Here is a 24,969-nt window from a genome sequence, read left to right as displayed (position 1 = left end):
CGCCCGGGGGAGGCGAAACCCCGGGCGTTGATCGTGGTGCGAGCCGATCAGTCCGCTTGCTTGCGCAGGAAGGCAGGGATATCGATGTTGCTGAGCCCCACGTCGGCCATGTCGCGGGCGCGGTTGTCGCGATGGCCGCGCGGATTCGGTGTGAAGAAGTCGTCGAGACTGCCGGCCGGCGTATTGCTGCCGGCGATGTTCATCACTCCGGCCGCGGGTTCGATCATCGCTGGCGAGGGCGGCAGATCGTAGGTGCCGGTGCGCTGGCCGCGGCCTTCGCCATAGACCAGTTTCGGCTGCGCCTTGGCCTTGGTGCCGAGGCCGGTGGCCACCACGGTGACGCGCAGCCGATCTTCCATCGCATCGTCGAACACCGCGCCGCAGATCACCGTGGCCTCCGGCGCCGTGTAATTGTGGATGGTGGCCATCACTTCCTGATACTCCTTGAGGCCGAGCGAGCTGCTGGCAGTGATATTGACCAGCACGCCCTTGGCGCCGGAAAGCTCGATGCCTTCGAGCAAGGGGCTGGCGACCGCCTGTTCGGCGGCCAGGCGCGCGCGATCGACGCCGGCGGCGGTGGCCGAGCCCATCATCGCCTTGCCCATTTCGCCCATCACGGTGCGCACGTCCTCGAAATCGACGTTGACCAGGCCCGGCACGTTGATGATCTCGGAGATGCCGCCGACGGCATTCTTCAACACGTCGTCGGCGGCCTTGAAGGCATCCAGCATGCTGACCTCCTCGCCGAGGACTTCCATCAGTTTTTCGTTGAGGATGACGATCAGCGAGTCGACATGCTGCGAGAGTTCGGCGATGCCTTCTTCGGCGACCTTGCCGCGCCGCCCTTCGAAGCTGAACGGTTTGGTGACCACCGCCACGGTGAGGATGCCCAGCTCGCGTGCCACTTCGGCGATCACTGGCGCGGCGCCGGTGCCGGTGCCGCCGCCCATGCCGGCGGTGATGAAGCACATGTGCGCACCGGCGAGCATCTCGGCGATGCGCTCGCGCTCGGTTTGCGCGTGCTGGCGTGCGCGCTCCGGTTTGCCGCCGGCGCCCAGCCCCGGGCCGAGCTGCAGCTTGACGCCGGCCGAGGAAGTTTTCAGCGCCTGCGCGTCGGTGTTTGCGCAGATGAATTCCACGCCGCCGACGCCCTCGCGGATCATGTGTTCGACGGCATTGCCGCCGGCGCCGCCGACGCCGATCACCTTGATGATGGTGTCGTTTGCTTCTCGATCGATGATTTCGAACATTTCGCCTCTCCTGTCGTTGCCAATGCGTTACCGAAAAATCACAGATTGCGGGCAAACCAGGCGCGCATGCGCCCGAACACCTGCCCGAGAGTCAAAGGGGGTTCCTTGCCGCCGCGCTGCCGCTGTGCCAGACCCTCCAGCAACAGCCCCATCGCGGTGGCATAGCGCGGATTTCTCACGAAATCGGCCAGCGGCCCGTCGTAACTCGGCACGCCGACCTTCACCGTGTTGTGGAAGATTTCCTCGCCGAGTTCGGCCATGCCCGGCATCTGCGCGGCGCCGCCGGTGAGCACGATGCCGGCGCGTAGCAGGCGTGCATAGCCGCTTTTGATCAGCTCCTCCTGCACCTTCTGGAAGATCTCCTCGACGCGCGGCTGGATGAAGCCGGCCAGCGTCGCGCGCGACAGTGTCGTCGCCGGACGGTCGCCGACCCCCGGTACTTCGAGCATTTCCTCCGGATCGGCGAACTGGGAGAGCGCCACGCCGTAGCGCAGCTTGATCTCTTCGGCATCCTGGGTCGAGGTGCGCAGCGCGATGGCGATGTCATTGGTGATCTGGTCGCCGGCGATCGGGATCACCGCGGTGTGGCGGATCGCCCCCTGGCTGAACACGGCGACATCGGTGGTGCCGCCGCCGATGTCCACGAGGCAGACGCCGACATCCTTCTCGTCGTCGGTGAGCACGGCATTGCCCGAAGCGAGCGGCTGCAGCACCAGATCGACCACTTCCAGGCCGCAGCGGCGCACGCACTTGACGATGTTCTGCACCGCGGTGACCGCGCCGGTGACCAGATGCACCTTCACTTCGAGGCGGCGGGCGTCCATGCCGATCGGTTCCTTGACGCCATCCTGGCCGTCGACGATGAATTCCTGCACCAGCGTGTGCAGGATCTGGTCGTCGGCCGAGATCGGCGTGGCATTCGCCGCCTCGATGGCGCGCGCGACGTCGTATTGCGTGACCTCGCGATCCTTCACCACCGTCATGCCGTTGGAATCCTTGCTCTTGATGTGGCTGCCGGCGATGCCGGTATACACTTCCTTGATCTTGCAGCCGGCGACCATCTGCACCTCGGCGATCGCCTTCGAGATGTTGTTGACGGTGGCCTCGATATTGACCACCACACCCTTCCTGAGACCGCGCGATTCCTGGGTGTCCTGCGTGCCGAGACCGAGGATGGCAAGCTGCCCCTCGTCATTCACTTCGGCGACGATGGCGACGATCTTCGAGGTGCCGATGTCGAGACCGGCGATCAGTTCGCGATTCTTGTCCTTGCTCATGACTGCTTCCCTGCCTTTACCGGAGGCAGTGGCTCGACCGGGCGCCCGGCGCCGGTGAGCACGAAACCGTTCGGGTAACGCATGTCGGCGCCACGGATGTTGCCGAAATGCGCCTTGATGTCTGGATAGTGGGCGACGAAGCGCGCCAGCCGTGCGTTGAGTGGCTGACGTTCTTCGTCGCGGCCCAGTTCGATCGCCACGCCGTCGTCGAGCTCGAGATGCCAGGCGCGACGCGGCGAGAGAGTGAGCGCGGTGACATGCCGGCCCAGCGGCGCGAGCTGGTCGTCGAATGCGGCCTGGCGCTGGAGGATTTCGGCGGCCGTATCCGGCGGACCGCTGAGCAGCGGCAGAGGAGACCCATCCTCGGGCGGCTCGGCATCGAACACCTCGCCGAATGTGTTGACCAGTCCTTTCTCGCCGTTCAGGTGGCGCCACTGCGCCACGGCCTCGTGCTCTTCGAGCGTCACCGTGAGGCCATCCGGCCATTGCCGGCGCACCGCGGCGCGCCGCACCCAGGGCAGCGCCTCGATGCCCGCCTGTATTGCGGCGAGATCGACGGTGAAGAAATTGCCGCTGACCGTGGTGCGCACTGCATGGGCGATCTGCGCCGGGCTGACATGCTGCGGGGGCGAGGCGAGTACCACTTCGCGGAGCGGAAACGCCGGCAGGCGCTGCAGGCCGATCAGCGCCGCCCAGCCCAGACCGACGATGCCCAGTGCGAACAGCACGTCGGCGATCAGATCGAGCAGCGCCGGCTGATGCCACAGCCCGGCCGGCTCGGCAGGCGCGTTGCGCGGTTTGCCGCGTGTGCTAGCCACAGCGCGCCTCCGCCAGGATCGTCAGCACCAGGGCGGTGAAATCGATGCCGGCAGCCTTGGCCGCCATCGGCACCAGCGAATGGCTGGTCATACCGGGTGCGGTGTTCATTTCCAGCAGGCGGAAACTGCCGTCATCGCGCAGGATCAGATCGGCGCGTCCCCAGCCGCGACAGCCGAGGGCGTCGAATGCCGCCAGCACCGTGCGGGCGATCTCGGCTTCTTTGGCGGCATCGATGCCGGCCGGGCAGTGATACTTCACGACATCGGTGAAATACTTGTTCTGGTAGTCGTAGCGGCCTTCGGGCGCCTCGATCCGCACCAGCGGCAGTACCCGCTCTCCGAGAACGGCAGCGGTGAGCTCGGTGCCGGCGACGAATTCCTCGGCCATGACTTCCTCGTGACGGCCATCGGGCAAGGTCGCGGCAGCGGCGAAGGCAGCGGCGAATTCTTCCGCGCGCATCACCTTCGTGACACCGATCGAAGAACCTTCGCGCACCGGCTTTATGATCAGCGGCAGCCCGAGCTCGGCAATCACGGCGGGCCCTTCATTGCCCGCAGTGACGAGACGCGAGCGCGGCACCGGCAGGCCGCAGGCCTGCCAGAGCAAGGTCGTGCGGCGCTTGTCCATCGCCAGCGCCGAGGCGAGCACGCCGCTGCCGGTATAGGGGATCTTCAGCAGATCGAGTGCGGCTTGCACCGTGCCGTTTTCGCCCGCCCCGCCGTGCAGGACGATGAAGGCGCGCTCCGGCCGCTGTTCGGCGAGCGTCCAGATCGGCTGCTTGGCCGGATCGAAGGCATAGGCATCGACACCGGCGGCGAGCAGCGCCTCGAGCACCGCCTTACCCGAGATCAGCGAGATCTCGCGCTCGGCGGAATCGCCGCCCATCAACACCGCCACCTTACCAAACCTGCCTGCCATCAGCATCTTGCTCCGAGAATGCGCACCTCGCGCACCAGTGTCACGCCGAACTTTTCCTGCACTTCGGCCTGAATGCGGCCGATTAAGCTTTCTATCGCGGAAGCGCTGGCCACGCCCCCCGGATTAACGATGAAATTCGCATGCTTTTCGGACACCCTTGCGCCGCCGAGCTCCAGACCCTTCAGGCCAGCGGCTTCGATCAGGCGTGCGGCGTGGTCGCCCGGCGGGTTTCTGAACACCGAGCCGGCATTCGGCAGCTGCAAGGGCTGGGTCGCGACACGGCGGGCGAGCAGCTCGCGGATCCTCGCGCGCGCCACTGCGGCGTCCCCGGCGGGGAAGCGCAGCCAGGCGGCGGCGAAGATTTCGTCGCTGGCCTGTTTCAAGCCGCAATGCCGGTAACCGAGCGCGAAATCCGCCGGCGTGCGCTCGATCGTTTCGCCCTTGCGGTTCAGCATGCACACGCGGTCGACGAACTGCCAGATTTCACTGCCGTAGCAGCCGGCGTTCATCGCCAGTGCGCCGCCGATCGTGCCGGGAATGCCGGCGAGGAACTCGGCGCCGGCGAAGCCGTGGGTGGCGGCGAAGCGCGCCAGCTTCGGTGCGGCGACCCCGGCCTCGACATAGATCGAGCCGTCAGCCGTCAGACGCAGGGCCTTCAGCGCGCCGTGGGTGAAGATCGCCGTGCCGTCAAAGCCGCCATCGCGGATCAACAGGTTCGATCCCAGCCCTACCATCAGCAGCGGCTCGTCGCAACGCAGCCCGGCCAGGAAGTGGGCGAGATCTTCGAGGTCGTGCGGAAAGCAGGCCTTGGCGACGCGGCCGCCGGCGCGCCAGGTGACGTGTTTGGCCATCGGCTCACTGGCTCGCAGTTCCATCAGCCTTGCACCAATTTGGCGGGCACCGCGCCGATCGAGCCGGCGCCCAGCGTGATCACGACATCGCCATCGCGCGCGCAAGCGAGGATGGACTGCGGCATGGTGTTGATGTCTTCGACGAACAGCGGTTCGACCTTGCCGGCGACGCGCAAGGCACGCGCCAGCGCACGGCCGTCGGCGGCGACGATCGGCGCCTCGCCGGCCGCATAGACCTCGGTGAGCAGCACGGCATCGGCCTCCGAGAGCACCCGGACGAAATCCTCGAAGCAATCGCGCGTGCGCGTGTAGCGGTGCGGCTGGAAGGCGACGACGATGCGCCGGCCGGGAAACGCGCCGCGCGCGGCGGCGAGCGTGGCGGCCATTTCGGTCGGGTGGTGGCCATAGTCGTCGATCAGCGTGAAGCTGCCGCCGCCGGGGAGAGCCACCTCGCCGTAGCGCTGGAAGCGTCGCCCGACGCCGGTGAATTCGGCCAGTGCCTTGAGGATTGCCGTGTCGCCAGCGCCGACTTCGGTGGCCACCGCGATCGCGGCGAGCGCATTGCGGACGTTGTGTTCACCGGGCAGGTTCAGTGTCACCGCCAGGCGCGAGACCGCGCCATTGCGGCGTATGCAATCGAAATGCATGCGGGCGCCCTCCGCACGCACGTTCTCGGCGCGGATGTTGGCGTCAGGACTGAAGCCATAGGTGACCACCTGCTTGGCGACGCGCGGCAGGATGGCGCGCACATGCGGATCGTCGATGCACAGCACCGCGACGCCATAGAACGGCAGACGATGCAGGAAATCGACGAAAGCCTGCTCGAGTCGGCCGAAATCGTGGCCGTAGGTGTCCATGTGGTCGGCATCGATGTTGGTCACCACCGCGATCACCGGCGAGAGATAGAGGAAGGAGGCGTCCGATTCGTCCGCTTCGGCGACGAGGAACTCGCCGCTGCCGAGGCGCGCATTCGCGCCGGCCGAATTGAGCCGGCCGCCGATGACGAAAGTCGGATCGAGGCCGGCCTCGGCCAGACAGCTCGCGGTGAGGCTGGTGGTCGTCGTCTTGCCGTGTGTGCCGGCGATCGCGATGCCCTGTTTCAAGCGCATCAGCTCGGCGAGCATCTGGGCGCGCGGCACGACCGGAATGTGATTTTGCCGTGCGGCAACGACTTCCGGATTGTCGTCCTTGACCGCACTCGAGACCACCACCGCATCCGCGCCGGCGATGTTCTCGGCGGCATGGCCGATGGCGATGCGCACGCCGAGCTCCTGCAAACGACACGTCACCGCCGAGGAGGCGAGATCGGAACCGCTCACCTCGAAACCCTGGTTGGCGAGCACCTCGGCGATGCCCGACATGCCAGCCCCGCCGATGCCGACGAAGTGGATGCGTCTGACCTTGTGTTTCATTTGCAGACCTCTTCACAGGTGGCCGCCACGGCGGCGGTTGCTTCGGGCATCGCCAGCGCGCGCGCCTTCTCCGCCATCTCGATCAGTTGCGGGCGTTTCAGAGCGCGGATCAGCGCGAGGCGCTCCGGCGTCAGCTCGCTCTGGGGCAGCAGGATCGCCGCACCCGCCTGGGCGAGGAAGCGCGCGTTCGCGGTCTGATGGTCGTCGACCGCATGCGGGAAAGGCACCAGGATGCTCGCCACGCCCGCGGCGGCAAGCTCGGCGATCGTCGCCGCGCCGGCGCGGCAGATCACCAGGTCCGCCCATTCATAGGCGCCCGCCATGTCGGCGATGAAGGCCACGGTGTGTGCATGGACGCCGGCGGCGGCATAGGCGGCGCGCAACGCGTCGAGATGCTTTTCGCCCGACTGATGCACGACCTCGGGACGTTCGTCCTCCGGCAACAATGCGAGGGCCTTCGGCACGGTTTCGTTGAGCGCCGCAGCGCCGAGGCTGCCGCCGAGCACCAGCACTTGCAGCCGGCCGCTGCGCGCGCCATAGCGCTCGGCGGGCGGTGGCAACGCGGCGATCTCCGGCCGTACCGGATTGCCGACCCAGCGGCCTTTCCTGAATGTATCGGGAAAACCGGTCAGCACGCGATCGGCGACATGGGCGAGCACTTTGTTGGCCAAGCCGGGGATCGAATTCTGCTCGTGCAGCACCAGCGGGATGCCGCGCAGGCTGGCCATCATCCCGCCGGGAAAGCTGATGAAGCCGCCCATGCCCAGCACGACGTCCGGACGAATCTTTCCAAAGGCGCGCCAGGCCTGCCAGAAGGCGGTGAGCAGGTTGAAGGGCAGCAGCAGCTGGCGCTTGAGCCCCTTGCCGCGCAAGGCGGAAAAGCGCACCCAGGCCATTTCGTAATGACGCGGCGGCACGAGCTTCGCCTCCATGCCATCCGGGTTGCCCATCCAGACCACTTTCCAGCCGGCATCGCGCAACCGGTCGGCGACCGCGAGACCGGGCATGATGTGACCGCCGGTGCCTCCCGCCATGATGACGATGGTCTTCATGCTGCCGCCGGGCTGCCCCAAGGCAGCATGCGCCCCCCTGTGGGGGGCAGCGAGTTGGTTTTACGAGCGTGGGGGGCCATTATTTTCATGCCGGCAATCCCCTCATCAATCTTCTGTTCTCGAAGTCCACGCGCAGCAGCACAGCGAGCGCGACACAGTTGGCGACGATGCCGGAACCGCCGAAGCTCATCAACGGCAGCGTCAGCCCCTTGGTGGGCAACAGCCCCATATTGACGCCCATGTTGATGAAGCTCTGCAAGCCGAGCCAGATGCCGATGCCCTGCGCGACGAGACTGGCGTAGACGCGGTCGAGCAGCAGGGCCTGGCGGCCGACCATGAAGGATCGCCAGGTGAGCAGCGCGAACAGCAGGACGACCGCCACGACGCCGACGAAGCCGAGCTCCTCGGCGATCACCGCGAGCAGGAAATCGGTGTGCGCCTCGGGGAGATAAAACAGCTTCTCGACCGAAGCGCCCAGACCGACGCCGAACCACTCGCCGCGCCCGAAGGCGATCAGCGCGTGCGAGAGCTGGTAGCCTTTGCCGAAGGCGTCGCGCCAGGGGTCCATGTAGCTGATGATGCGTTCCCAGCGGTAAGGCGAAGAGATGATCAAGAGCGCGAAGGCGATGGCCATGGCGACGATCAGGAAGGCGAACAGCCGGCCGTTCATGCCGCCGAGGAACAGGATGCCCATCGCGATGCCGATGATGACGACGAAGGCGCCGAAATCCGGCTCGCGCAAGAGCAGTGCGGCGACGACGATCATCACCGCCGCCAGCGGCACGAAGCCGCGTCGGAAGCTGCCCATCTCGGTGAGCTTTCTTGCCGTGTAGTCCGCCGCATAGAGCACGGCGGCGAGCTTCATGAACTCCGAGGGCTGGACATTGATAGGGCCGAGCCCGATCCAGCGCTGCGCGCCATTGACCGACCTGCCGATGCCGGGGATCAGCACGACCGCCAGCAACACCACGCCGGCGAGGAACAGCCAGGGCGCCAGCTGCTGCCAGATGCGCAGCGGAATCTGGAAGACGATCAGCGCCCAGACCAGCCCGATCAGCAGGAAGGCGGTATGGCGTACCAGAAAGTAGGTCGGCGTATGGCCGCTGAAGGCCGAACCCTCGGCGGTGGCGATCGAGGCCGAATACACCATCACCAGGCCAGTCAGGAGCAGCGCGAGCGCCGGCCAAAGCAGCAGCGGGTCGATTTCGTTGGCGGTGGAGGCGCCGCCAACACGGCGGCCGAGCACGGCGGTGTTCATGCCCGGGCCTCCAGTTCGGCGACCGCCGCCCGAAATACTTCGGCGCGGTGTGCGTAATTCTTGAACATGTCGAAGCTCGCGCAGGCCGGTGAGAGCAGCACCGCATCGCCGGTCTGCGCCAGTCTGGCCGCGGTGCGCACCGCATCGGCCATGTCGGTCGCGTTCCTCAGCGGCACGCCGCAGCCGGCGATGGCCTGCTCGATCAGCGGCGCGTCACGGCCGATCAGCACCACGGCGCGGGCGTGCTGGGCGACGGCGGGCACAAGCTGAGAAAAATCCTGTCCCTTGCCATCGCCGCCGAGGATGACGACGGACTTCGTCCCCAGTCCTCGGAGCGCGGCGACGGTGGCGCCGACGTTGGTGCCCTTCGAATCGTCGTAGAAGGTCACGCCGCCGATCGTCGTCACTTTCTCGACGCGGTGCGGCAGGCCGCGGAATGTCCGCAGCGCCGGCAAGAGCTTGACCGGCTCGAGGCCGATCGCGGTGCACAGCGCCAATGCCGCCAGCACGTTCGCGGCATTGTGCAGACCGGCGAGCGGCAGTGCGCCGACCGGCAGCAGGAAACGGTCGCCCTGCACCAGCCAGGGCTCGTTGCGGTTTTCGCGCAGGCCGAAGTCGTTGGCATCGGCAGGCGCATCGAGGCCGAAGGTGATCAGCTTGCGGCCGGGAATCGCCATGCGTTTCACTCGTGGATCGTCGCGGTTGAGCACCTGGGTGCCCGTGCCGCGGAAGATGCGCGCCTTGGCGCTGGCGTAGTCGTCCAGATCGATGTAGCGGTCGAGGTGGTCGTCCGAGACGTTGAGCACCGTCGCCGCGGTGGCGTCGAGCGTTTCGGTGGTTTCGAGCTGGAAGCTCGACAGTTCCAGCACCCAGGCCTCGGGCAGGGCGCCTTGGTCCTGAAAGTCCATCAGGGCATCGAGCGCGGCCGGCGAAATGTTGCCGGCCACGCCCACCGTGCGGCCGCTGGCGGCGAGCAGATGGCCGGTGAGCGCGGTCGTCGTCGTCTTGCCGTTGGTGCCGGTGATCGCGATCACCGGCACGTGCTGCGCGAGCGCGCGCAGCGCCTGGGCGAACAGCTCGATCTCGCCGACCACCGGAATGCCCCGGGCGCGGGCATGGATCACCACCAGCATGCCGGGCGACAGGCCCGGCGAGAGCACGACGAGATCGATGCCGTCGAGCAGCGTCTTGTCGAATTCGCCGGCACGAAACTCGGCGCTGGCGAGACGGCACTGCAGGGCCTCGAGGCCCGGCGGATTCGTCCGTGTGTCGGCGATGCGCAGCCGCGCGCCCTGGCGGTCGCACCAGCGGGCGGCCGCCAGGCCCGATTCACCCAGGCCGAGGATCAGCACGTGTTTGCCGGCGAGATTCATCGGATCTTCAATGTCGACAGACCGATCAGCACCAGGAGGATGGTGATGATCCAGAAACGCACGACGACCTGGGTCTCTTTCCAGCCGACCTGCTCGTAATGGTGGTGCAGCGGCGCCATCAGCAGGATGCGCTGGCCGGTGCCGGTCTTCCACTTGGTGAACTTGAACCAGCCGACCTGCAGCATCACCGAGACGGTCTCGGCGACGAACACCCCGCCCATGATGAAAAACACGATCTCCTGCCGCACGATCACCGCCACCGTGCCGAGCGCGGCGCCGAGCGCCAATGCGCCGACATCGCCCATGAAGACCTCGGCCGGATAGGCGTTGAACCACAGGAAGCCCAGACCCGCGCCGGCCAGCGCGCCGCAGAACACCGTGAGCTCGCCGGCGCCCGGCACGTAGGGCAGCAGCAGGTATTTCGAAAAACCGGCATGGCCCGCGACATAGGCGAAGATGCCCAGTGCTGCTCCGACCATCACGGTGGGCAGGATCGCCAGACCGTCGAGGCCGTCGGTCAGATTCACCGCGTTGCTGGCGCCGACGATGACCAGATAGGTGAGGACGATGAAACCGACGATGCCGAGCGGATAGGAAACACTCTTGAAGAAGGGCACGATCAGATCGGTGCGCGTCGGCAACGCCGTGGCAAAGCCGCTGCCGGCCCATTGCAGGAACAGCTGCAGGGCCTTTTCGCTGGAAGGCGCGGAGATCGAAAACGCGACCCAGAGGGCGGCGACGATGCCGATCACCGTCTGCCAGAAGAACTTCGCCTTCGCCGACAGGCCTTTCGGATTGCGATAGACCACCTTGCGCCAGTCGTCGACCCAGCCGATCGCGCCATAGCCGAAAGTGACGATCAGCACGATCCAGACGAAACGGTTGGTGAGATCCGCCCACAACAGCGTCGAGACGCCCAGCGAGAGCAGGATCAGCGCGCCGCCCATCGTCGGCGTGCCGGATTTGGCCAGATGGGTCTGCGGCCCATCGATGCGCACCGCCTGGCCGATCTTCTTCGCGGTCAGCCAACGGATCACCGCCGGGCCGAAGACGAACGAGATCGTCAGCGCCGTCAGCGTCGCCAGCACCGCGCGCAGCGTGATGTAGTTGAAGACGTTGAAGGCGCGGATGTCCTGCGCCAGCCATTGGAACAGTTCAAGGAGCATCGCCGTCCTCCTCCGCCGTGCGGGGCGATTCAGGGGCAGCCCCTTCGACGATGCGTTCGACGACGCGCTCCATCTTCATGAAGCGCGAGCCCTTGACGAGCACGGTGGTGTCCGGGTCCAGCAACGGTTTGAGCGCGCGCACCAGGGCATCGACGCCGGTGAAGTGCCGTCCGCCACTGCCGAAGTCATGCACCGCGGCTGCGCTCTTCTCGCCCAGCGCGAACAGGAGGTCGATGCCTTGGCTCTTGGCGTAGCCGCCGACTTCGCTGTGCAGCTGTCCGGCCATCTCGCCGACCTCGCCCATGTCGCCCATCACGAAGATGCGCTTGCCGGGCAAGCTTGCCAGCACGTCGATCGCCGCGCGCATCGAATCGGGATTGGCATTGTAGCTGTCGTCGATCACACAGGCGCCTCGCAGACCACGCTTGTGTTGCAGGCGGCCGGCGGTGCCGGTGCAGCCCGACAGGCCGCGCACGATCGGTGCCAGCGGCACGCCGAGGGCAAAGCAGGCGGCAGCGGCGGCGAGCGCATTGCGGCCATTGTGCTCGCCGGCCAGCGGCAGCATGATGTGCGCATCACCCCGCGGTGTGACGAGATCGAGCTCGCCGCCACGCCCGAACGGCCGCCAGCGGCCATGCACGGTGGCCTCGGGCGAAAAGCCGAAGGTGACGATGCGCCGGCCGGCATTGAGGCCGCGCCAGTATTCGGCCTGCGGATCGTCGGCATTGATGATGGCCACGCCGTCATCGCTGAGCCCGGCGAAGATCTCGCCCTTGGCGCGGGCGATCTCGGCCACGGAACCGAGTCCGCCCAGATGCGCACGCTGGGCATTGGTGACGACGGCGACGGTCGGTTTCGCAATCTGCGTCAGATAGGCGATCTCGCCGGGGTGATTCATGCCCATCTCGATCACCGCCGCGCGATGTGGCGCATGGAGTTTGAGCAAGGTGAGCGGCATGCCGATGTCGTTGTTGAGGTTGCCGCTCGTCGCCAGCACCGCATGCTGGCCGAAGTCGGCGCGCAGGATCGCCGCGCACATTTCCTTGACGGTGGTCTTGCCGTTGCTGCCGGTGATGCCGATCAGCGGGATGTGGAAGCGGCTGCGCCAGTGGGCGGCGAGCTGGCCAAGCGCACGGCGCGTGTCATTGACGCCGACCAGCGGCAGATGGGGATGTGCCGCTGCCCAGTCGCTGCGCACCAGCGCCGAGCTCGCGCCAGCGGCCAGGGCCTGTTCGACGTAGTCGTGACCATCGAAACGCTCGCCGGTCAGCGCGACGAACAGCATGCCCGGCGTGATCGCGCGCGAATCGGTGCCGACGCTGGTGAACTCGACATCCCGGCCGGTCTGGATGCCGTTGAGGATCAGCGCCGTTGCGGAAAGAGTCAGCATTTGAGCACCTCGTGCCGTCTTGCCAGCGCCGACTTTGCGGTCTCGACGTCCGAATAGGGAATGCGCACGCCGGCGATTTCCTGATAGGGTTCGTGGCCCTTGCCGGCGAGCAGGATCACATCGTTGGGCGCGGCGGCAGCGATCGTCGCCTCCACCGCGCGGGCACGGTCGGGCTCGACGATTGGCTTCGATCGCATGCCGGCCAGGATCTGATCGATGATCGCCTGCGGCGCCTCGCCGCGTGGATTGTCGCTGGTGACGACGACCTGGTCGGCAGCCGCTTCTGCGATCGCGCCCATCTGCGGCCGCTTGCCGGGATCGCGCTCGCCGCCGCAACCGAAGACGCAGACGAGCCGGCCGCCGCGGGCACTGGCCGTACCGCGCAGGGTGGTCAGCACCTTTGCCAACGCATCGGGCGAGTGGGCGTAATCGACGATCACCAACGGCTCGTCCTCTCCGCCGCCGAGCGGCTGCATGCGGCCGGGCGGGGCGACGATCCGGGTCAATACCGCGGCGATGGTTTCGAGCCGCTCGCCGCCGGCGAGCAGCGTGCCGATCACCGCGAGCAGGTTGGATGCATTGAAGCGGCCGATTACTGGCGCGGAGATGGCGACGCCATCGACGGTGAAGCTCAGCCCCGTCGCGGTTGCCGCGAGCCCTGTCGCGTGCAGCACACGGTCTGCACCGCTCTCGTCGCCCAGCGTGTAGCCGATCGTCGGCACACGGCCAGCGAGTTTCGCCGCGAGTTCGCGACCGAAGGGATCGTCGAGGTTCAACACCGCAGAGCGCAAGCCAGGCCAGTCGAACAGCTTCGCCTTTTCGGCGGCGTAGGCGGCCATCGTGCCGTGGTATTCGAGATGGTCGCGGGTCAGATTCGTGAATACCGCGACATCGAAACGCACGCCCGCGACGCGGTTCTGATGCAAGCCGATCGACGAGACCTCCATCGCACAGGCTTGGGCACCCTGGCGAACGCTCTCCGGCAGGAACTCGCGCAGCACGTGCGCGCCCGGCGTGGTGTTCGGTCCCGGCACCAGCGCGCCCGGAAAGCCGTTGCCCAGCGTGCCGACGATCGCGCATTTGCGGCCGCACAGGGTGAGCGCCTGGGCGATCCATTGCGTCACCGAGGTCTTGCCGTTGGTGCCGGTGACACCGACCATGAAGGCGGGCTGGATCACATCTCCTCCGGGGCGGACGTTTCGCTTTTCGCCACCGTCAACAGCCGTGGCGCGTCATCGGGGGCAACGCCGAGCGCACGCAAGGCGCTCGACATCACACTGGAAAACACCGGGGCGGCGACATCGCCGCCGTAATACTTGCCGGCCGAAGGTTCGTCGATCATCACCGCGACGATCAGCCGCGGATCGGACACCGGCGCGAAGCCGACGAAGGCCGCGACGTACTTGTTCACATAGGTCCCGCCTTCGAGCTTGACCGCGGTGCCGGTCTTGCCGGCGACACGATAGCCGGGCACCTGCGCCTTCACGGCCGTGCCGCCGGGCTGCACCACCATTTCGAGCATCGCGCGCATTTCCTTGGCGGTCTGTTCGGAGAACACTCGCAGGCCGACGGCGGGCGGCACATCGACGCGGGTGAGCGACAGCGGCACGAGATCGCCGTTGCGGGCGAACACCTGATAGGCGCGCGCGAGCTGGATCAGCGTCACCGAAATACCGTGGCCGTAAGACATCGTCGCCTGCTCGATCGGCCGCCAGTGCTTCCAGGGGCGCAACCGGCCGCCGGCCTCACCAGGAAAGCCGATGCGGGTCGGCTGGCCGAAGCCGAGCTTGTCGAACATCGCCCACATCTCCTCGGCCGGCAGATTGAGCGCCATTTTCGAGACGCCGACGTTGGAAGACTTCTGGATCACCTGCGCGACCGTCAGCATGCCATGGGGATGGGCATCGTGGATCGTCGCCGGGCCGATGGTGAGCTTGCCCGGCGCGGTCTGGATCGGCGTGTCGAAGCGCACCTGACCCTTGTCGAGCGCCAGCGCGACGGCGAAGGGCTTGAAGGTCGAGCCCGGCTCGAAGGTATCGGTGAAGGCGCGATTTCTCAGCTGTGCGCCGGAGAGTCGGGCACGGTTGTTCGGGTTGTAGGCGGGCAGGTTGGCGAGCGCGAGGATTTCGCCGCTCTTCGCATCGAGCACGACGATGCCGCCGGCCTTGGCGCGATTTTCCGTCACCGCCTGTTTGAGCTGCGAGTAGGCGAGATACTGCAGCTTGGCGTCGATGGAAAGCGTGACGTCCTTGCCCTCTTGCGGTGCGCGGATCGACTCGACATCTTCGACGATCTGGCCGCGGCGGTCCTTGATCACGCGCCGCGAGCCGGCCTTGCCGGCAAGCGCCTTGTCGAGGGCGAGCTCGATGCCTTCCTGGCCGGCATCCTCCGCGCCGGTGAAGCCGAGCAGATGGGCGGTGACCTCGCCGGCGGGATAGTAGCGGCGATATTCGTTCTGGAAATGGATGCCGGGCAGCTTGAGCTCTGCCACCCGGGCGGCGACATCCGGCGGAATCTGGCGTTTCAGGAAGACGAAATCACGTGCGGCGGCGAGTTTCCTGACGAGATCATTCACCTCCATGCGCAGCAGACCGGCCAGCTGACGAGCCTCGGCAGGCGCGAGCCGGGCATCCTCCGGGATCGCCCAGACCGACTTGACCGGCGTCGATACCGCCAGCACGGTGCCATTGCGATCGAGGATACGGCCGCGGGTGGCCGGGATCTCGATCACGCGCTCATAGCGCGATTCGCCCTTGCCGATCAGGAAGTCCTTGTGGATGCCCTGCAGGTAGAAGGCGCGCCCGATCAGCGCCGCCGAGCCGGCGAGCAGCAGCGCGAGCACGAGCCGGGAACGCCAGATCGGCAGGCGGTCGACGAGGAGGGGGCTCTTGGCGAGTTTCATTCGCGGATGTTGACGATCTGCTGCGGCCGGGGCGCATGCATGCCGAGTTTGTCGCGGGCGATCTGCGCGATGCGCGCATGGGCGGCCCAGGTGCTCTGTTCGAGCTGCAGCTGGCCCCATTCGACCTCCAGCGCGCGCATGCGTTCCTGTTGGCGCTCGAATTCGCTGATCAGCCGCCGCGCCCGGTGGTTGGTCGAGACGACCGCCAGCGCCGAGACCAGCACGGCGAGGATCAGGACGAAATTGAGCTTTGCCATCAGCACTTCTCCGCGACTCGCAGCACCGCGCTCCGGGCACGGGGATTGCGGGCGATTTCCGCAGCGCCGGGGCGGATCGGCTTGCCGATCAGGCGCAGACTCGGCGCTGGCAGCTCGGCAGCCCGCACCGGCACGCCTTTCGGCGGTTGCGGCGGCTGCGCCGCATGGCGCAGAAAGCGCTTGACGATGCGGTCTTCGAGCGAATGGAAACTGATCACGGCGAGCCTTCCGCCCGGCTGCAAACGATCGAGCGCCTGGGGCAGGGCTAGCGAGAGCTCCTCAAGCTCCCGATTGACGTGAATCCGTAGAGCCTGGAAGGTGCGCGTCGCCGGATGCTGGCCAGGCTCGCGCGTGCGCACGACCTGCGCCACGAGCGCGGCAAGTTGTCCTGTGGATGAAATACGTTCCCGCTGCCGAGCAGCAACAAGCGCCTTTGCAAGCGCATGAGCAAACCGTTCTTCGCCATACTCACGAATCACCTCCTCGATTTCCGATTGATCGGCCCGCGCCAGAAACTCCGCCGCGGTTTCCCCCTGCGTCGTATCCATGCGCATGTCCAGCGGCGCATCGAAACGAAAACTCATGCCGCGCGCCGGATCGTCCAGCTGCGGCGAGGACACGCCCAGATCGAGCAGAATCCCATTGACCCGAGCGATGCCCAAGGCATCCAAGACGTCGCCCAAGCGGCTGAAAGCGGCATGGACGAGCGTCAAGCGCGGATCGGCGATCTCCCTGCCCGCCGCGACCGCCTGCGGATCGCGATCCAGCGCGACGAGCCGCCCCTGTGGCCCGAGTCGCGCGAGAATCGCGCGGCTGTGGCCGCCGCGCCCGAAGGTGCCATCCACATAGAGGCCGTCCGGCCGGATGGCCAGGGCGGCGACGGCTTCGGCAAGCAGCACCGGCTGGTGCTGCGCTGACGTTGGCGCGCTCATCGAAGCCGCTCACAGCGAAATACCCTCGAATCCCGGCGGCGGCTCGCTGCCGGCCAGGGCCTCGAAGGCGGTCTCATGCTGGCGGCGCCAGCCGGCGTCGCTCCAGATCTCGAAGTGGGAGCCCATGCCCACCAGCCATACCTGTTTGTCGAACTCCGCGGTGTCGCGCAGTTCCGGCGCGATCAGGATGCGGCCGGCCGCATCGATCTCGCAATCGCGCGCGTTGCCGACCAGGATGCGCTTCAGGGCCGCCGAGCGCGGATCGAAGCTCGGCGCGGCAAGGATCTTGTCGCGGATCGGTTGCCAGGCGGGCTCGGGATAGAGCAGCAGGCAACGGTGTGGATGCGCGGTGAGCACGAGCCGGCCATTGCCGGCCGCGACGAGGTCGTCGCGGTGCCGGGCGGGGATCGCCAGCCGCCCTTTTGCATCCAGACTCAGTTGTGCCGCGCCTTGGAACACTCGCTCCCCTTTGTTCCCACTTATCCCCACTCAGCCCCACTTTATTCCACCTATTGGGACGAGTCAATAGGAGAACGAGGAATTTTTCCGGCAGCACAATGACTTATCGACGAAATGCGATGGATTCCTGAAAATAAAATCCTTGAAAATCAAAACGCGAAAAAACGTTTTGAAAGTAGTTTGTGAGGAGTGGGGATGGAAGTCCGCCGATAAGCCGGGTTCTGTCGTGGGCAGCCATTCCTCTAGGCCTGCCGTTGCCGACAGGCTCAAGCAGCCTACCCGGGAGCGGCGCGAGCCACGCCATCGCTCCCCTATTTGGCCTTGCCCCGGATGGGGTTTTGCCTGCCGCCGCCATTACTGGCGGCGCGGTGAGCTCTTACCTCGCCTTTTCACCCTTGCCGGTCCGCGAAGGACTTGGGCGGTATGTTTTCTGTGCCACTTTCCGTCGCCTTGGGCCGCTCCGTCACAACGGGGCGGCTTGCTGCGCCCGGCCGTTAGCCGGCATCCTGCTCTATGGGGCCCGGACTTTCCTCGTCGCCTCGCGGCGCCGCGGCTGCCTGGCGGACTTCCGCTGTCAGGATACAGGATTCAGGGGTCAGGGTTCAGAAAAAATTGTCGCGCTGTGCGCGACCCATATCCATTCGTAACCCGTAACCCGTAACCCGTAACCCGTAACCCGTAACCCGTAACCCGTAACCCGTAACCCGTAACCCGTAACCCGTAACCCGTAACCCGTAACCAGTTACCTGTCGCCTGACTCGGGTACGAAGGTGAAGACGCCGTTCTTGACGCGGAAGCTGCCAATGAATTCGCCGGGTTCGGGGGGCTCTTCTTCGAAGGGCTGCATGCGGCAAGTTTGCGTTTCGGCGACATACCAGCGTTTGCCCTGGTTGAGGATGTAAGCTCCCGTCGGTGTGCGATAGAGATCGACACGCACTTTCTCGCCGGCTTTCTTGAGCGCATAGCGGCGCTGGCATTCCGGGTAGCGGGTCACGATCAGATCGAGCTCCCAGCCGCTGCTCCAGAAATAAGGCTTGTTGCGTTCCACGGTCAGCGAATGGTTGCCGCCTTCGATCTCGTAGCCGGCGGGTTCCTTTGTACAGGCGGCGAGCAGAGGCAAGAGACAAAGGCACAAGAAGCGCCGCTTCATTGCATATCCTCCAGTTTCCAGCCGACGGTCGCGCCGGCCCGCAGCGGCACGAGCACATCGTCGGCGAGATAGGGCAGTTCGTCTGGCACGCGCCAAGCTGCGCGCACGAGGGTGATTTGCTCCGTATTGCGCGGCAGAGCGTAGAAGTCGGCGCCGAAGTGGCTCGCGAAGCCTTCGAGTCGGTCGAGCGCGCCGGCCTGCTCGAAGGCTTCGGCATACAGTTCGATGCCGGCATGCGCGGTGTAGCAGCCGGCGCAGCCGCAAGCGGCCTCTTTCGTGCGGCGCGCGTGCGGCGCGGAGTCGGTGCCGAGGAAGAACTTCGGGTTGCCGGAAGTCGCCGCAGTCAACAGCGCCTGACGATGGGTCTCGCGCTTCAAAACCGGCAGGCAGTAGTGGTGGGGCCGGATGCCACCGGCGAAAATCGCGTTGCGGTTCAACAGCAGATGATGCGCGGTGATCGTCGCCGCGACGTTCGCCCCACATGCCTTGACGAACTCGACGCCGTCTTGGGTCGTGACATGTTCGAGCACCACTTTGAGCGCCGGAAAATCCTTGAGGAGCGGCGTGAGCACCCGTTCGATGAACACCGCCTCGCGGTCGAAAATGTCCACTGCCGGATCGGTAACCTCGCCATGCACCAAGAGCGGCAGGCCGAGCCTTTCCATGCGGGCGAGCGTTGCGCTGCATTTCTTGAGGTCGGTGACCCCGGCAGCGGAATTCGTCGTCGCGCCGGCGGGATAGAGCTTCACCGCGTGAATGATGCCGCTGTCGATCGCCCGCTCGATCTCGTCGGCCGGCAGGTCGTCGGTCAGATACAGCGTCATCAAGGGTGTGAAAGTCGGTCCTGGCGGGACGGCAGCGAGAATCCGCTGACGATACGCCGCTGCCTGCGTAACGGTGGTCACCGGCGGCTTGAGATTCGGCATCACGATGGCGCGCGCGAAGCGCTTTACCGTATCCGGCAGCACCGCTTTGAGCGCCTCGCCATCGCGCAGGTGCAGGTGCCAGTCGTCGGGGCGGGTGAGGGTCAGTCGTTCGGCCGTCAGAATGGGTGTGGCTTCATCCATACAGTAACCGTCCCTCCTGACTGATTTTGTATTCGAGCGAGGAGGGTGCCTGAGCCCGAAAGGCGAATTCTTCAGCGGTTTCGACCACTACATCCTTGGACACGGGCAAATCGGCCAATGCGCGATGGGCGCGCATGGCCCGCTGGTAGCGGGGCTCTTTACTTTCTGGGACGATCACCATGAGATCGATGTCGCTCTCCAATCCCGGCTTGCCCCATGCTTGCGAGCCGAAGAGATAGATCCGCAGGGGGGAAAATTCCTCCACCAGCCGGCGTGCGATCTCGTCGAATATGGCTTGCTGACCCATGAAACGATTATAGCGAGCCCTCGCTGCTGTTCCGGCGCAGCGCCAGTGCCCGCGCATAGAGGTCGTTCTTCGGCTGGCCGGTGATTGCAGCAGCGAGCCTCGCCGCCTGTTTGACGGGTAACTCCGCAAGCAGCAGTTTCAGGATGCGCTCGCTCTCGGCATCGAGTCCCTCGTGCGGCGGCGGCGCGGAGACGATGAGCACGAATTCGCCGCGGCGATGGTTTTCATCGCTGGCAAGCCAGGCTGGCGCAGCAAGCAGCGGCATGCGTTCGATCTGTTCGAACAGCTTGGTCAGCTCGCGGGCGATGACGATTTCCCGCTCCGGCTCCAGGATTGCCGCGAGGTCGGCGACGGTCTCGACGATGCGATGGGGCGCTTCGTAGAACACGAGGGTGGCCGGCAAAGACTTGATGCCTTCGAGTGCCGTCCGGCGAGCGCCGACTTTGGGCGGCAAAAAGCCGACGAAGCAGAACGGCCCCTCGAAGCCTGCTGCCGAGAGTGCGGCGATCGCGGCGTTCGGGCCGGGAATCGGCACGACGCGAAATCCCGCCGCACGCACGGCGGCCACCGCGCGCGCGCCGGGATCCGACACCGCGGGCGTGCCGGCGTCCGAGATCAGCGCGACGTCATGACCTGCGGCAAGCCGTTCGATCAGCCGTTCCGCCGCCTGCCGTTCGTTGTGTTCGTGCAATGCCAGCAGCGGCGTGCGGATGTCATAATGCGCCAGAAGCCGCCGCGCATGGCGCTTGTCCTCGCAGGCGATCACGGCGACGGATTTCAGCGTCTCCAGCGCGCGCAGCGTGATGTCGGAGAGGTTGCCGATCGGGGTGGCGACGATGAATAATGTGGCGGTCATGAACGGCATTATCCCCCGGAACAGGAAAGCACTCGGCGATGCCGGCGAAGAGAGCGCCGCGCGTCATCTCGCCGCGGAGGGGCTGGCGATCCTCGCGCGCAATTTTCGCGTCAAGGGCGGCGAGATCGATCTGGTCTGTCGCGAAGGTGGCATCACCGTGTTCGTCGAGGTGCGCGCTCGCGCCAGAACCGACTTTGGCGGCGCGGCGGCGAGCATCACGCCGACGAAGCAAAAGCGTCTGATCCTCGCGGCGCGCCACTGGCTCGCCCGGCATGGCGACTCGCCCTGCCGGTTCGACTGTGTGCTGATCGATGGCGGCAAAATCGAGTGGCTCAAGGATGCGTTTCGTCTGGATTAGCCTGTTCCTGGTCATCAGCCTTGCGGCGCGGGCGGAGAGCATCAGACTCCTCGTGCAAAGCTCGCCGCTCGCCGGCTTTCAGTATCACGCCGGCGAGGCGCTGTGGGACGAGATGCGTATCGGCGATCGGCTCGCCCTGATCCGCGAGCCGGACAATCCCTATGACCGCCGCGCGGTGCGCGTCGAATGGCGTGGCGTGATGCTCGGCTATCTGCCGCGCGCCGAGAACGAGGCGGTCGCTGCGGCGATGGATCGCGGCGAGCAGGTCGAAGGCCGCATCGCGGCGCTCGTCAAGCACAAGAACCCCTGGCGGCGGCTGCGGATCGATGTATTTGTGGTTCTTTGAGCGTGCTATTCCCGCCGTCGGGGCTTTCCCGTCGCCGGGTAGAATCATCGCATCATGAATCTCGCCCAACGCATCCACCATCAATTCGAGGAAAGCATCGCCGTCAAACAGGCGGCTTTGGCCGACCTCGCCGCGCCCATCGAGGCGGCGGTACGCCTGATGACGCAGTGCCTCGCCGCCGGCGGCAAGGTGATGGCCTGCGGCAATGGCGGCTCCGCTGCCGATTCCCAGCATTTCGCCGCCGAGCTTTTGAACCGCTTCGAGAAGGAACGCGCGCCGCTGGCGGCGATCGCGCTGACCACCGACACGTCGACCCTGACCTCGATCGCCAACGATTACGCCTACGACCAGGTGTTCGCCAAGCAGGTCGCGGCGCTCGGCCGCGCCGGCGATGTCCTGCTGGCGATTTCCACTTCGGGCAATTCGCCGAACGTTGCCGCGGCGATCACCGCGGCGCATGCCAAAGGCGTACGGGTCGTGGCGCTCACCGGCAAGGGCGGCGGAACCATCGGCCGGCAGCTCCGCTCGGACGACATTCATATCTGTGTACCCGCCAGCCGCACGGCGCGCATCCAGGAAGTCCATCTCCTGACGATCCACTGCCTGTGCGACGGCATCGACGCGCTCACTCTAGGAGAAAGCCAATGAATCGACGCATCCTGATCCTGCTTGCGACCCTCGTTCCCCTCCTGTCCGGCTGCTTCGGCGCCGTGGCCGTCGGCACCGGCGTCGGCGTGCTGGCCTATGCCGACCGCCGCACGACCGAGACCCAGGTGACCGACGAAGGCATCGAGCTGCGCGCAGCCAACCGCATTTCGGAAAAGTTTGGCAGCAACACCCATGTCAATGTCACCAGCTACAACCGCACCGTGCTCTTGACCGGCGAAGTGCCGGATGCCGCCACCAAGGCGGAGGTGGAAAAAATCGTCGCCGCGGTGCCGAACGTCAAGGCGATCAGCAACGAGCTCGCCATCGCCGGCGCGAGCTCCTTGGCCTCGCGCAGCAATGACACCTACATCACCTCGAAGGTCAAGGCGCGTTTCATCGATGCCAACCAGTTCGCGGCCAATCATGTCAAGGTGGTCACCGAGGACGGCGTGGTCTATCTGATGGGCCTGGTGACGCAGAAGGAAGCCAATGCCGCGGTCGAGATCGCCCGCACCACCGGTGGCGTGAAAAAGGTCGTGCGCGTCTTCGAGATCATTTCCGAGGCCGAGGCGCAACGTCTTTCCGGCAGCGGCCAGGCGTCTTCCGGCACGCCAGCCCAGCAAGCCCAGCCCAAGCCGGCGCAGTGAGAGCGACTTATCCGCCGCCCAGCTTCGAACAAAAAATCTGCGCGCCGGCGGAGCTCGCTGCGCGCGCGGCTTTGCTGCCGGCGCCCAGGGTCTTCACCAACGGCTGCTTCGACATCCTGCATCGCGGCCATGTCACCTATCTCGCCCAGGCGCGCGCCTTGGGCGCGAGCCTGATCGTCGCCGTCAATTCCGATGCGTCGGTGAAACGCCTCGGCAAGGGCGATGACCGGCCGGTCAACGGACTGGAGGATCGCATGGCGGTGCTCGCCGCGCTGGAAAGCGTCTCGCTGGTCACCTGGTTCGACGAAGATACGCCCCTCCAACGCATCCTCGACTGCCGGCCCGAGATGCTCGTCAAGGGTGGCGATTGGCCGGTCGACAAAATCGTCGGCGCGGCGGAAGTCCTCGGCTGGGGTGGGGAAGTGCATTCGATCCCCTTCCTGCACACGCGCTCCACCACCGCGCTGCTGGAGAAGATCAGGCGCTTGTAGTGGCCTTGTCGATCGCCTTGCGCACCAGCCCCAGATGCACGCGTAGGGTGTAGATCATGTCGCTGAAAGCCAGCGGCACCGCCAGGTGATTGACTTCGCGCTCGATCGCATCGACGCGCTGCATCCATTCCTCGCGCGAGAGCTTCGTCGGATCGGCTTCGAGTTCGGCTTCGAGGAACTTGAGCTCACCATAACGCCGGTAGATGCGCGACTTGATGCGCCAGTTGTAGAGTCCGGGCGCGAATTTCAGCACCGGGATCAAGACCGCGAACAGCGGGATCAGCATCACCACCATGCGGTCGATCAGGGTCGCCGCCCAGAACGGCAGGAAGCGTTGCAGCCAGGGTTTGCCCGATTTGTAGAAGCGCTGCGCCTCGGGCGAGAGCGGGAAATCCACGCTGCCCGCGGCGGTAGGGCGGGGGAATTCTCCGGCGCGCTGAAAGATGCCTGCACCGCCGTGAGCTTCGGTCATCGCCTGCATCATGAGGTCGATCAGCGCTGGGTGGGTGTCGGCGCGCACCACCAGCGTCGCCGTCGGTGCAAGCAGTTCGATGTCCGTCGGCGGCTGGTCCTGCGCCAGGTCGATCGCGCCGCGCGGCAACACGAGCTTGTTCAGCCACGGAAACTGGCGCGTGTAGGCTGCGGCATGGACGAGGTTCATCAGCCGCACCCCGGGCGTATGCAGCAAAGTCCAAACCGTTGCCGATTGGGTAGGGCCGACCACGAAGGCAGCATCGATCGTTCTGTTGGCGAAAGATTGCGCCAGACCCAGACCGCCTTGTTCGACCAGTCGAGCGTTTTTGCCGTCGATCTGGCTCGCGGAGAGCAGCTGGTCGGCGAGATAACGGGTGCCACTGCCAGGCGCGCCGATCGCGATTCGCTTGCCTTTCAGATCGGCGAGCCGCGTGGGTGTGCCGAGCTCGGCGCGATAAAAAATCCACAACGGTTCGTAGTAGAGGCTGCCCAGCGAGTAAAGCGCGTCGTCATCCTGGATGCTCGCCGTGCCGCCCTGGATGAAGGTGGCATCGACGGCTTCGTTCGGGTCGCGCAGCCGCGCCAGATTCTCGGTCGAGCCGGCCGAAGGGCGTTCGATGACGGTGACGCCGTAGCGGGCCAGCACGTCTTTGTAAATCGCGCCGAAACGCTGATAGGCGCCGCCTTCGCTGCCGGTGGAGAGCGTCAGCGTGTCCGGCGGGGCGGGACGGATGAAGCGCGAGGCGAACCAGAAACCGGCGAAAACCAGCAGCAGCAGCGGCAAACCGACGATCAGCAGGTCGCGCGGCGAATACTCCCGCAGGTGACGCCGGTTTGCCATCGATCGCTAGAACGGGATGTCGTCCTCGACATCATTGAAGCCGCCATTGCTCGGCGCGCTCTGCGGCGCCGGGCGCGCTGCCGGCCGCGCACCGCTGTCGCGTGGGCCGGCATCGCCCATCCCTTCACGCCGGCCGAGCATCTGCATCTCGTTGGCCTCGATCTCGGTGGTATAGCGGTCCTGTCCATCCTGACCCTGCCACTTGCGGGTACGCAAGCGGCCTTCGACATAGACCTGCGATCCTTTCTTGAGATACTGGCCGGCGATCTCGGCGAGCTTGCGGTAGAAGACGACGCGGTGCCACTCGGTGAGCTCCTTCTTCTCGCCGGTGGCCTTGTCCTTCCAGCTTTCGGTGGTGGCCAGCCGGATGTTCGCGACGGCATCGCCGTTCGGCAGATAGCGGATCTCCGGGTCCGCGCCGAGGTTGCCTACCAGAATCACTTTATTCACCGAGGCCATGTTCTCTCC

The 24,969-nt window shown here is 66.0% G+C and carries 27 protein-coding genes and 1 other RNA gene; 5 read left to right on the top strand and 23 right to left on the bottom strand.

Features of this window, described 5'->3' with window-relative positions; translation table 11 throughout:
* Nucleotides 1-47: 47 nt before the first annotated feature.
* The 21 genes from ftsZ to rsmI all read right to left on the bottom strand — a co-directional run bounded on the left by ftsZ (nt 48) and on the right by rsmI (nt 20,696).
* Nucleotides 48-1,250, bottom strand: coding sequence for a cell division protein FtsZ (ftsZ, locus tag M52SOB_RS11335; protein ID WP_131111911.1), 1,203 nt, complete (start codon nt 1,248-1,250; stop codon nt 48-50).
* A gap of 38 nt (nt 1,251-1,288) precedes the next feature.
* Nucleotides 1,289-2,527 (bottom strand): cell division protein FtsA, encoded by a 1,239-nt coding sequence (gene ftsA, locus M52SOB_RS11330; protein WP_131111910.1) that lies wholly within the window; start codon nt 2,525-2,527, stop codon nt 1,289-1,291.
* The gene (locus tag M52SOB_RS11325) at nt 2,524-3,345 is read right to left on the bottom strand and encodes a cell division protein FtsQ/DivIB (protein WP_131111909.1); all 822 of its coding nucleotides are present in this window, start codon (nt 3,343-3,345) and stop codon (nt 2,524-2,526) included. Before M52SOB_RS11325 ends, ftsA begins: the two co-directional genes overlap by 4 nt.
* A complete protein-coding gene (locus tag M52SOB_RS11320; protein ID WP_131111908.1) occupies nt 3,338-4,264 on the bottom strand; it encodes a D-alanine--D-alanine ligase in 927 nt (308 codons plus the stop codon). Before M52SOB_RS11320 ends, M52SOB_RS11325 begins: the two co-directional genes overlap by 8 nt.
* Complete coding sequence (murB, locus tag M52SOB_RS11315) at nt 4,264-5,139, bottom strand: UDP-N-acetylmuramate dehydrogenase (RefSeq protein ID WP_131111907.1); 876 nt, start codon at nt 5,137-5,139, stop codon at nt 4,264-4,266. Before murB ends, M52SOB_RS11320 begins: the two co-directional genes overlap by 1 nt.
* Complete coding sequence (murC, locus tag M52SOB_RS11310) at nt 5,139-6,527, bottom strand: UDP-N-acetylmuramate--L-alanine ligase (RefSeq protein ID WP_131111906.1); 1,389 nt, start codon at nt 6,525-6,527, stop codon at nt 5,139-5,141. Before murC ends, murB begins: the two co-directional genes overlap by 1 nt.
* Entirely contained in the window at nt 6,524-7,579 is a 1,056-nt protein-coding gene (gene murG, locus M52SOB_RS11305) for an undecaprenyldiphospho-muramoylpentapeptide beta-N-acetylglucosaminyltransferase (protein ID WP_131111905.1), read from the bottom strand. The genes murC and murG overlap by 4 nt, the downstream gene beginning before the upstream one ends.
* Before the next feature lie 85 nt (nt 7,580-7,664).
* Nucleotides 7,665-8,837 (bottom strand): putative lipid II flippase FtsW, encoded by a 1,173-nt coding sequence (gene ftsW / locus M52SOB_RS11300; protein WP_131111904.1) that lies wholly within the window; start codon nt 8,835-8,837, stop codon nt 7,665-7,667.
* The gene (gene murD / locus M52SOB_RS11295) at nt 8,834-10,210 is read right to left on the bottom strand and encodes a UDP-N-acetylmuramoyl-L-alanine--D-glutamate ligase (protein WP_131111903.1); all 1,377 of its coding nucleotides are present in this window, start codon (nt 10,208-10,210) and stop codon (nt 8,834-8,836) included. The genes ftsW and murD overlap by 4 nt, the downstream gene beginning before the upstream one ends.
* On the bottom strand, nt 10,207-11,376 hold the full coding sequence (gene mraY, locus M52SOB_RS11290; protein WP_131111902.1) for a phospho-N-acetylmuramoyl-pentapeptide-transferase: 1,170 nt from the start codon (nt 11,374-11,376) through the stop codon (nt 10,207-10,209). The genes murD and mraY overlap by 4 nt, the downstream gene beginning before the upstream one ends.
* Entirely contained in the window at nt 11,366-12,766 is a 1,401-nt protein-coding gene (locus M52SOB_RS11285; RefSeq protein WP_131111901.1) for a UDP-N-acetylmuramoyl-tripeptide--D-alanyl-D-alanine ligase, read from the bottom strand. The genes mraY and M52SOB_RS11285 overlap by 11 nt, the downstream gene beginning before the upstream one ends.
* Nucleotides 12,760-13,944: a UDP-N-acetylmuramoyl-L-alanyl-D-glutamate--2,6-diaminopimelate ligase gene (locus M52SOB_RS11280; protein ID WP_131111900.1), complete on the bottom strand. Its 1,185-nt coding sequence runs from the start codon at nt 13,942-13,944 to the stop codon at nt 12,760-12,762. The genes M52SOB_RS11285 and M52SOB_RS11280 overlap by 7 nt, the downstream gene beginning before the upstream one ends.
* Complete coding sequence (locus tag M52SOB_RS11275) at nt 13,941-15,668, bottom strand: peptidoglycan D,D-transpeptidase FtsI family protein (protein ID WP_131111899.1); 1,728 nt, start codon at nt 15,666-15,668, stop codon at nt 13,941-13,943. Before M52SOB_RS11275 ends, M52SOB_RS11280 begins: the two co-directional genes overlap by 4 nt.
* Nucleotides 15,665-15,925: a cell division protein FtsL gene (gene ftsL, locus M52SOB_RS11270; protein ID WP_131111898.1), complete on the bottom strand. Its 261-nt coding sequence runs from the start codon at nt 15,923-15,925 to the stop codon at nt 15,665-15,667. Before ftsL ends, M52SOB_RS11275 begins: the two co-directional genes overlap by 4 nt.
* A complete protein-coding gene (gene rsmH, locus M52SOB_RS11265; protein ID WP_131111897.1) occupies nt 15,925-16,857 on the bottom strand; it encodes a 16S rRNA (cytosine(1402)-N(4))-methyltransferase RsmH in 933 nt (310 codons plus the stop codon). The genes ftsL and rsmH overlap by 1 nt, the downstream gene beginning before the upstream one ends.
* A gap of 9 nt (nt 16,858-16,866) precedes the next feature.
* Nucleotides 16,867-17,316 (bottom strand): division/cell wall cluster transcriptional repressor MraZ, encoded by a 450-nt coding sequence (gene mraZ / locus M52SOB_RS11260; RefSeq protein ID WP_131111896.1) that lies wholly within the window; start codon nt 17,314-17,316, stop codon nt 16,867-16,869.
* A gap of 194 nt (nt 17,317-17,510) precedes the next feature.
* An RNA gene (gene rnpB, locus M52SOB_RS11255) (RNase P RNA component class A) lies at nt 17,511-17,885 on the bottom strand.
* Nucleotides 17,886-18,058: 173 nt separating this feature from the next.
* Complete coding sequence (locus tag M52SOB_RS11250; protein ID WP_131111895.1) at nt 18,059-18,466, bottom strand: hypothetical protein; 408 nt, start codon at nt 18,464-18,466, stop codon at nt 18,059-18,061.
* The gene (gene pyrC / locus M52SOB_RS11245; protein WP_131111894.1) at nt 18,463-19,533 is read right to left on the bottom strand and encodes a dihydroorotase; all 1,071 of its coding nucleotides are present in this window, start codon (nt 19,531-19,533) and stop codon (nt 18,463-18,465) included. Before pyrC ends, M52SOB_RS11250 begins: the two co-directional genes overlap by 4 nt.
* Nucleotides 19,526-19,840, bottom strand: coding sequence for a nucleotidyltransferase domain-containing protein (locus M52SOB_RS11240; RefSeq protein WP_131111893.1), 315 nt, complete (start codon nt 19,838-19,840; stop codon nt 19,526-19,528). The genes pyrC and M52SOB_RS11240 overlap by 8 nt, the downstream gene beginning before the upstream one ends.
* Before the next feature lie 7 nt (nt 19,841-19,847).
* Nucleotides 19,848-20,696, bottom strand: coding sequence for a 16S rRNA (cytidine(1402)-2'-O)-methyltransferase (gene rsmI, locus M52SOB_RS11235; protein WP_131111892.1), 849 nt, complete (start codon nt 20,694-20,696; stop codon nt 19,848-19,850).
* Here rsmI and M52SOB_RS11230 point away from each other — a divergent pair.
* The 5 genes from M52SOB_RS11230 to rfaE2 are packed head-to-tail and all read left to right on the top strand — an operon-like array spanning nt 20,695 to nt 23,186.
* Nucleotides 20,695-21,054, top strand: coding sequence for a YraN family protein (locus M52SOB_RS11230; protein WP_131111891.1), 360 nt, complete (start codon nt 20,695-20,697; stop codon nt 21,052-21,054). The genes rsmI and M52SOB_RS11230 overlap by 2 nt on opposite strands.
* Nucleotides 21,035-21,400 (top strand): HIRAN domain-containing protein, encoded by a 366-nt coding sequence (locus tag M52SOB_RS11225; RefSeq protein ID WP_131111890.1) that lies wholly within the window; start codon nt 21,035-21,037, stop codon nt 21,398-21,400. Before M52SOB_RS11230 ends, M52SOB_RS11225 begins: the two co-directional genes overlap by 20 nt.
* Nucleotides 21,401-21,454: 54 nt before the next feature.
* Nucleotides 21,455-22,048, top strand: a complete 594-nt coding sequence (locus M52SOB_RS11220; protein ID WP_131111889.1) for a phosphoheptose isomerase — start codon at nt 21,455-21,457, stop codon at nt 22,046-22,048.
* The gene (locus tag M52SOB_RS11215; protein WP_131111888.1) at nt 22,045-22,695 is read left to right on the top strand and encodes a BON domain-containing protein; all 651 of its coding nucleotides are present in this window, start codon (nt 22,045-22,047) and stop codon (nt 22,693-22,695) included. Before M52SOB_RS11220 ends, M52SOB_RS11215 begins: the two co-directional genes overlap by 4 nt.
* On the top strand, nt 22,692-23,186 hold the full coding sequence (rfaE2, locus tag M52SOB_RS11210) for a D-glycero-beta-D-manno-heptose 1-phosphate adenylyltransferase (RefSeq protein ID WP_131111887.1): 495 nt from the start codon (nt 22,692-22,694) through the stop codon (nt 23,184-23,186). Before M52SOB_RS11215 ends, rfaE2 begins: the two co-directional genes overlap by 4 nt.
* Here the strand turns inward: rfaE2 and M52SOB_RS11205 are convergent.
* On the bottom strand, nt 23,173-24,501 hold the full coding sequence (locus tag M52SOB_RS11205; RefSeq protein WP_131111886.1) for a TAXI family TRAP transporter solute-binding subunit: 1,329 nt from the start codon (nt 24,499-24,501) through the stop codon (nt 23,173-23,175). The two genes, rfaE2 and M52SOB_RS11205, sit on opposite strands and share 14 nt — an antisense overlap.
* Nucleotides 24,502-24,507: 6 nt before the next feature.
* Entirely contained in the window at nt 24,508-24,960 is a 453-nt protein-coding gene (ssb, locus tag M52SOB_RS11200) for a single-stranded DNA-binding protein (RefSeq protein ID WP_131111885.1), read from the bottom strand.
* Nucleotides 24,961-24,969: the final 9 nt, after the last annotated feature.

Source organism: Sulfuricystis thermophila, from assembly GCF_004323595.1.
Lineage (GTDB): Bacteria > Pseudomonadota > Gammaproteobacteria > Burkholderiales > Rhodocyclaceae > Sulfuricystis > Sulfuricystis thermophila.
Note: the sequence above shows the minus strand (reverse complement) of the source record. Positions and strands in the feature narration are given on the sequence as shown.

Excerpts from the sequence above, each read along its gene's own strand:
- M52SOB_RS11220 (WP_131111889.1), top strand. The coding sequence starts at position 21,455 with ATGAATCTCGCCCAACGCATCCACCATCAATTCGAGGAAAGCATCGCC.
- mraY (WP_131111902.1), bottom strand. The coding sequence starts at position 11,376 with ATGCTCCTTGAACTGTTCCAATGGCTGGCGCAGGACATCCGCGCCTTC.
- murB (WP_131111907.1), bottom strand. The coding sequence starts at position 5,139 with ATGGAACTGCGAGCCAGTGAGCCGATGGCCAAACACGTCACCTGGCGC.
- M52SOB_RS11275 (WP_131111899.1), bottom strand. The coding sequence starts at position 15,668 with ATGAAACTCGCCAAGAGCCCCCTCCTCGTCGACCGCCTGCCGATCTGG.
- ssb (WP_131111885.1), bottom strand. The coding sequence starts at position 24,960 with ATGGCCTCGGTGAATAAAGTGATTCTGGTAGGCAACCTCGGCGCGGAC.
- pyrC (WP_131111894.1), bottom strand. The coding sequence starts at position 19,533 with ATGGATGAAGCCACACCCATTCTGACGGCCGAACGACTGACCCTCACC.
- M52SOB_RS11205 (WP_131111886.1), bottom strand. The coding sequence starts at position 24,501 with ATGGCAAACCGGCGTCACCTGCGGGAGTATTCGCCGCGCGACCTGCTG.
- M52SOB_RS11240 (WP_131111893.1), bottom strand. The coding sequence starts at position 19,840 with ATGGGTCAGCAAGCCATATTCGACGAGATCGCACGCCGGCTGGTGGAG.
- M52SOB_RS11225 (WP_131111890.1), top strand. The coding sequence starts at position 21,035 with ATGCGTTTCGTCTGGATTAGCCTGTTCCTGGTCATCAGCCTTGCGGCG.
- murD (WP_131111903.1), bottom strand. The coding sequence starts at position 10,210 with ATGAATCTCGCCGGCAAACACGTGCTGATCCTCGGCCTGGGTGAATCG.
- M52SOB_RS11230 (WP_131111891.1), top strand. The coding sequence starts at position 20,695 with ATGAACGGCATTATCCCCCGGAACAGGAAAGCACTCGGCGATGCCGGC.
- rsmI (WP_131111892.1), bottom strand. The coding sequence starts at position 20,696 with ATGACCGCCACATTATTCATCGTCGCCACCCCGATCGGCAACCTCTCC.
- ftsL (WP_131111898.1), bottom strand. The coding sequence starts at position 15,925 with ATGGCAAAGCTCAATTTCGTCCTGATCCTCGCCGTGCTGGTCTCGGCG.
- murG (WP_131111905.1), bottom strand. The coding sequence starts at position 7,579 with ATGAAGACCATCGTCATCATGGCGGGAGGCACCGGCGGTCACATCATG.
- M52SOB_RS11320 (WP_131111908.1), bottom strand. The coding sequence starts at position 4,264 with ATGGCAGGCAGGTTTGGTAAGGTGGCGGTGTTGATGGGCGGCGATTCC.
- rsmH (WP_131111897.1), bottom strand. The coding sequence starts at position 16,857 with ATGAGCGCGCCAACGTCAGCGCAGCACCAGCCGGTGCTGCTTGCCGAA.
- M52SOB_RS11285 (WP_131111901.1), bottom strand. The coding sequence starts at position 12,766 with ATGCTGACTCTTTCCGCAACGGCGCTGATCCTCAACGGCATCCAGACC.
- murC (WP_131111906.1), bottom strand. The coding sequence starts at position 6,527 with ATGAAACACAAGGTCAGACGCATCCACTTCGTCGGCATCGGCGGGGCT.
- ftsW (WP_131111904.1), bottom strand. The coding sequence starts at position 8,837 with ATGAACACCGCCGTGCTCGGCCGCCGTGTTGGCGGCGCCTCCACCGCC.
- ftsZ (WP_131111911.1), bottom strand. The coding sequence starts at position 1,250 with ATGTTCGAAATCATCGATCGAGAAGCAAACGACACCATCATCAAGGTG.
- M52SOB_RS11215 (WP_131111888.1), top strand. The coding sequence starts at position 22,045 with ATGAATCGACGCATCCTGATCCTGCTTGCGACCCTCGTTCCCCTCCTG.
- ftsA (WP_131111910.1), bottom strand. The coding sequence starts at position 2,527 with ATGAGCAAGGACAAGAATCGCGAACTGATCGCCGGTCTCGACATCGGC.
- M52SOB_RS11250 (WP_131111895.1), bottom strand. The coding sequence starts at position 18,466 with ATGAAGCGGCGCTTCTTGTGCCTTTGTCTCTTGCCTCTGCTCGCCGCC.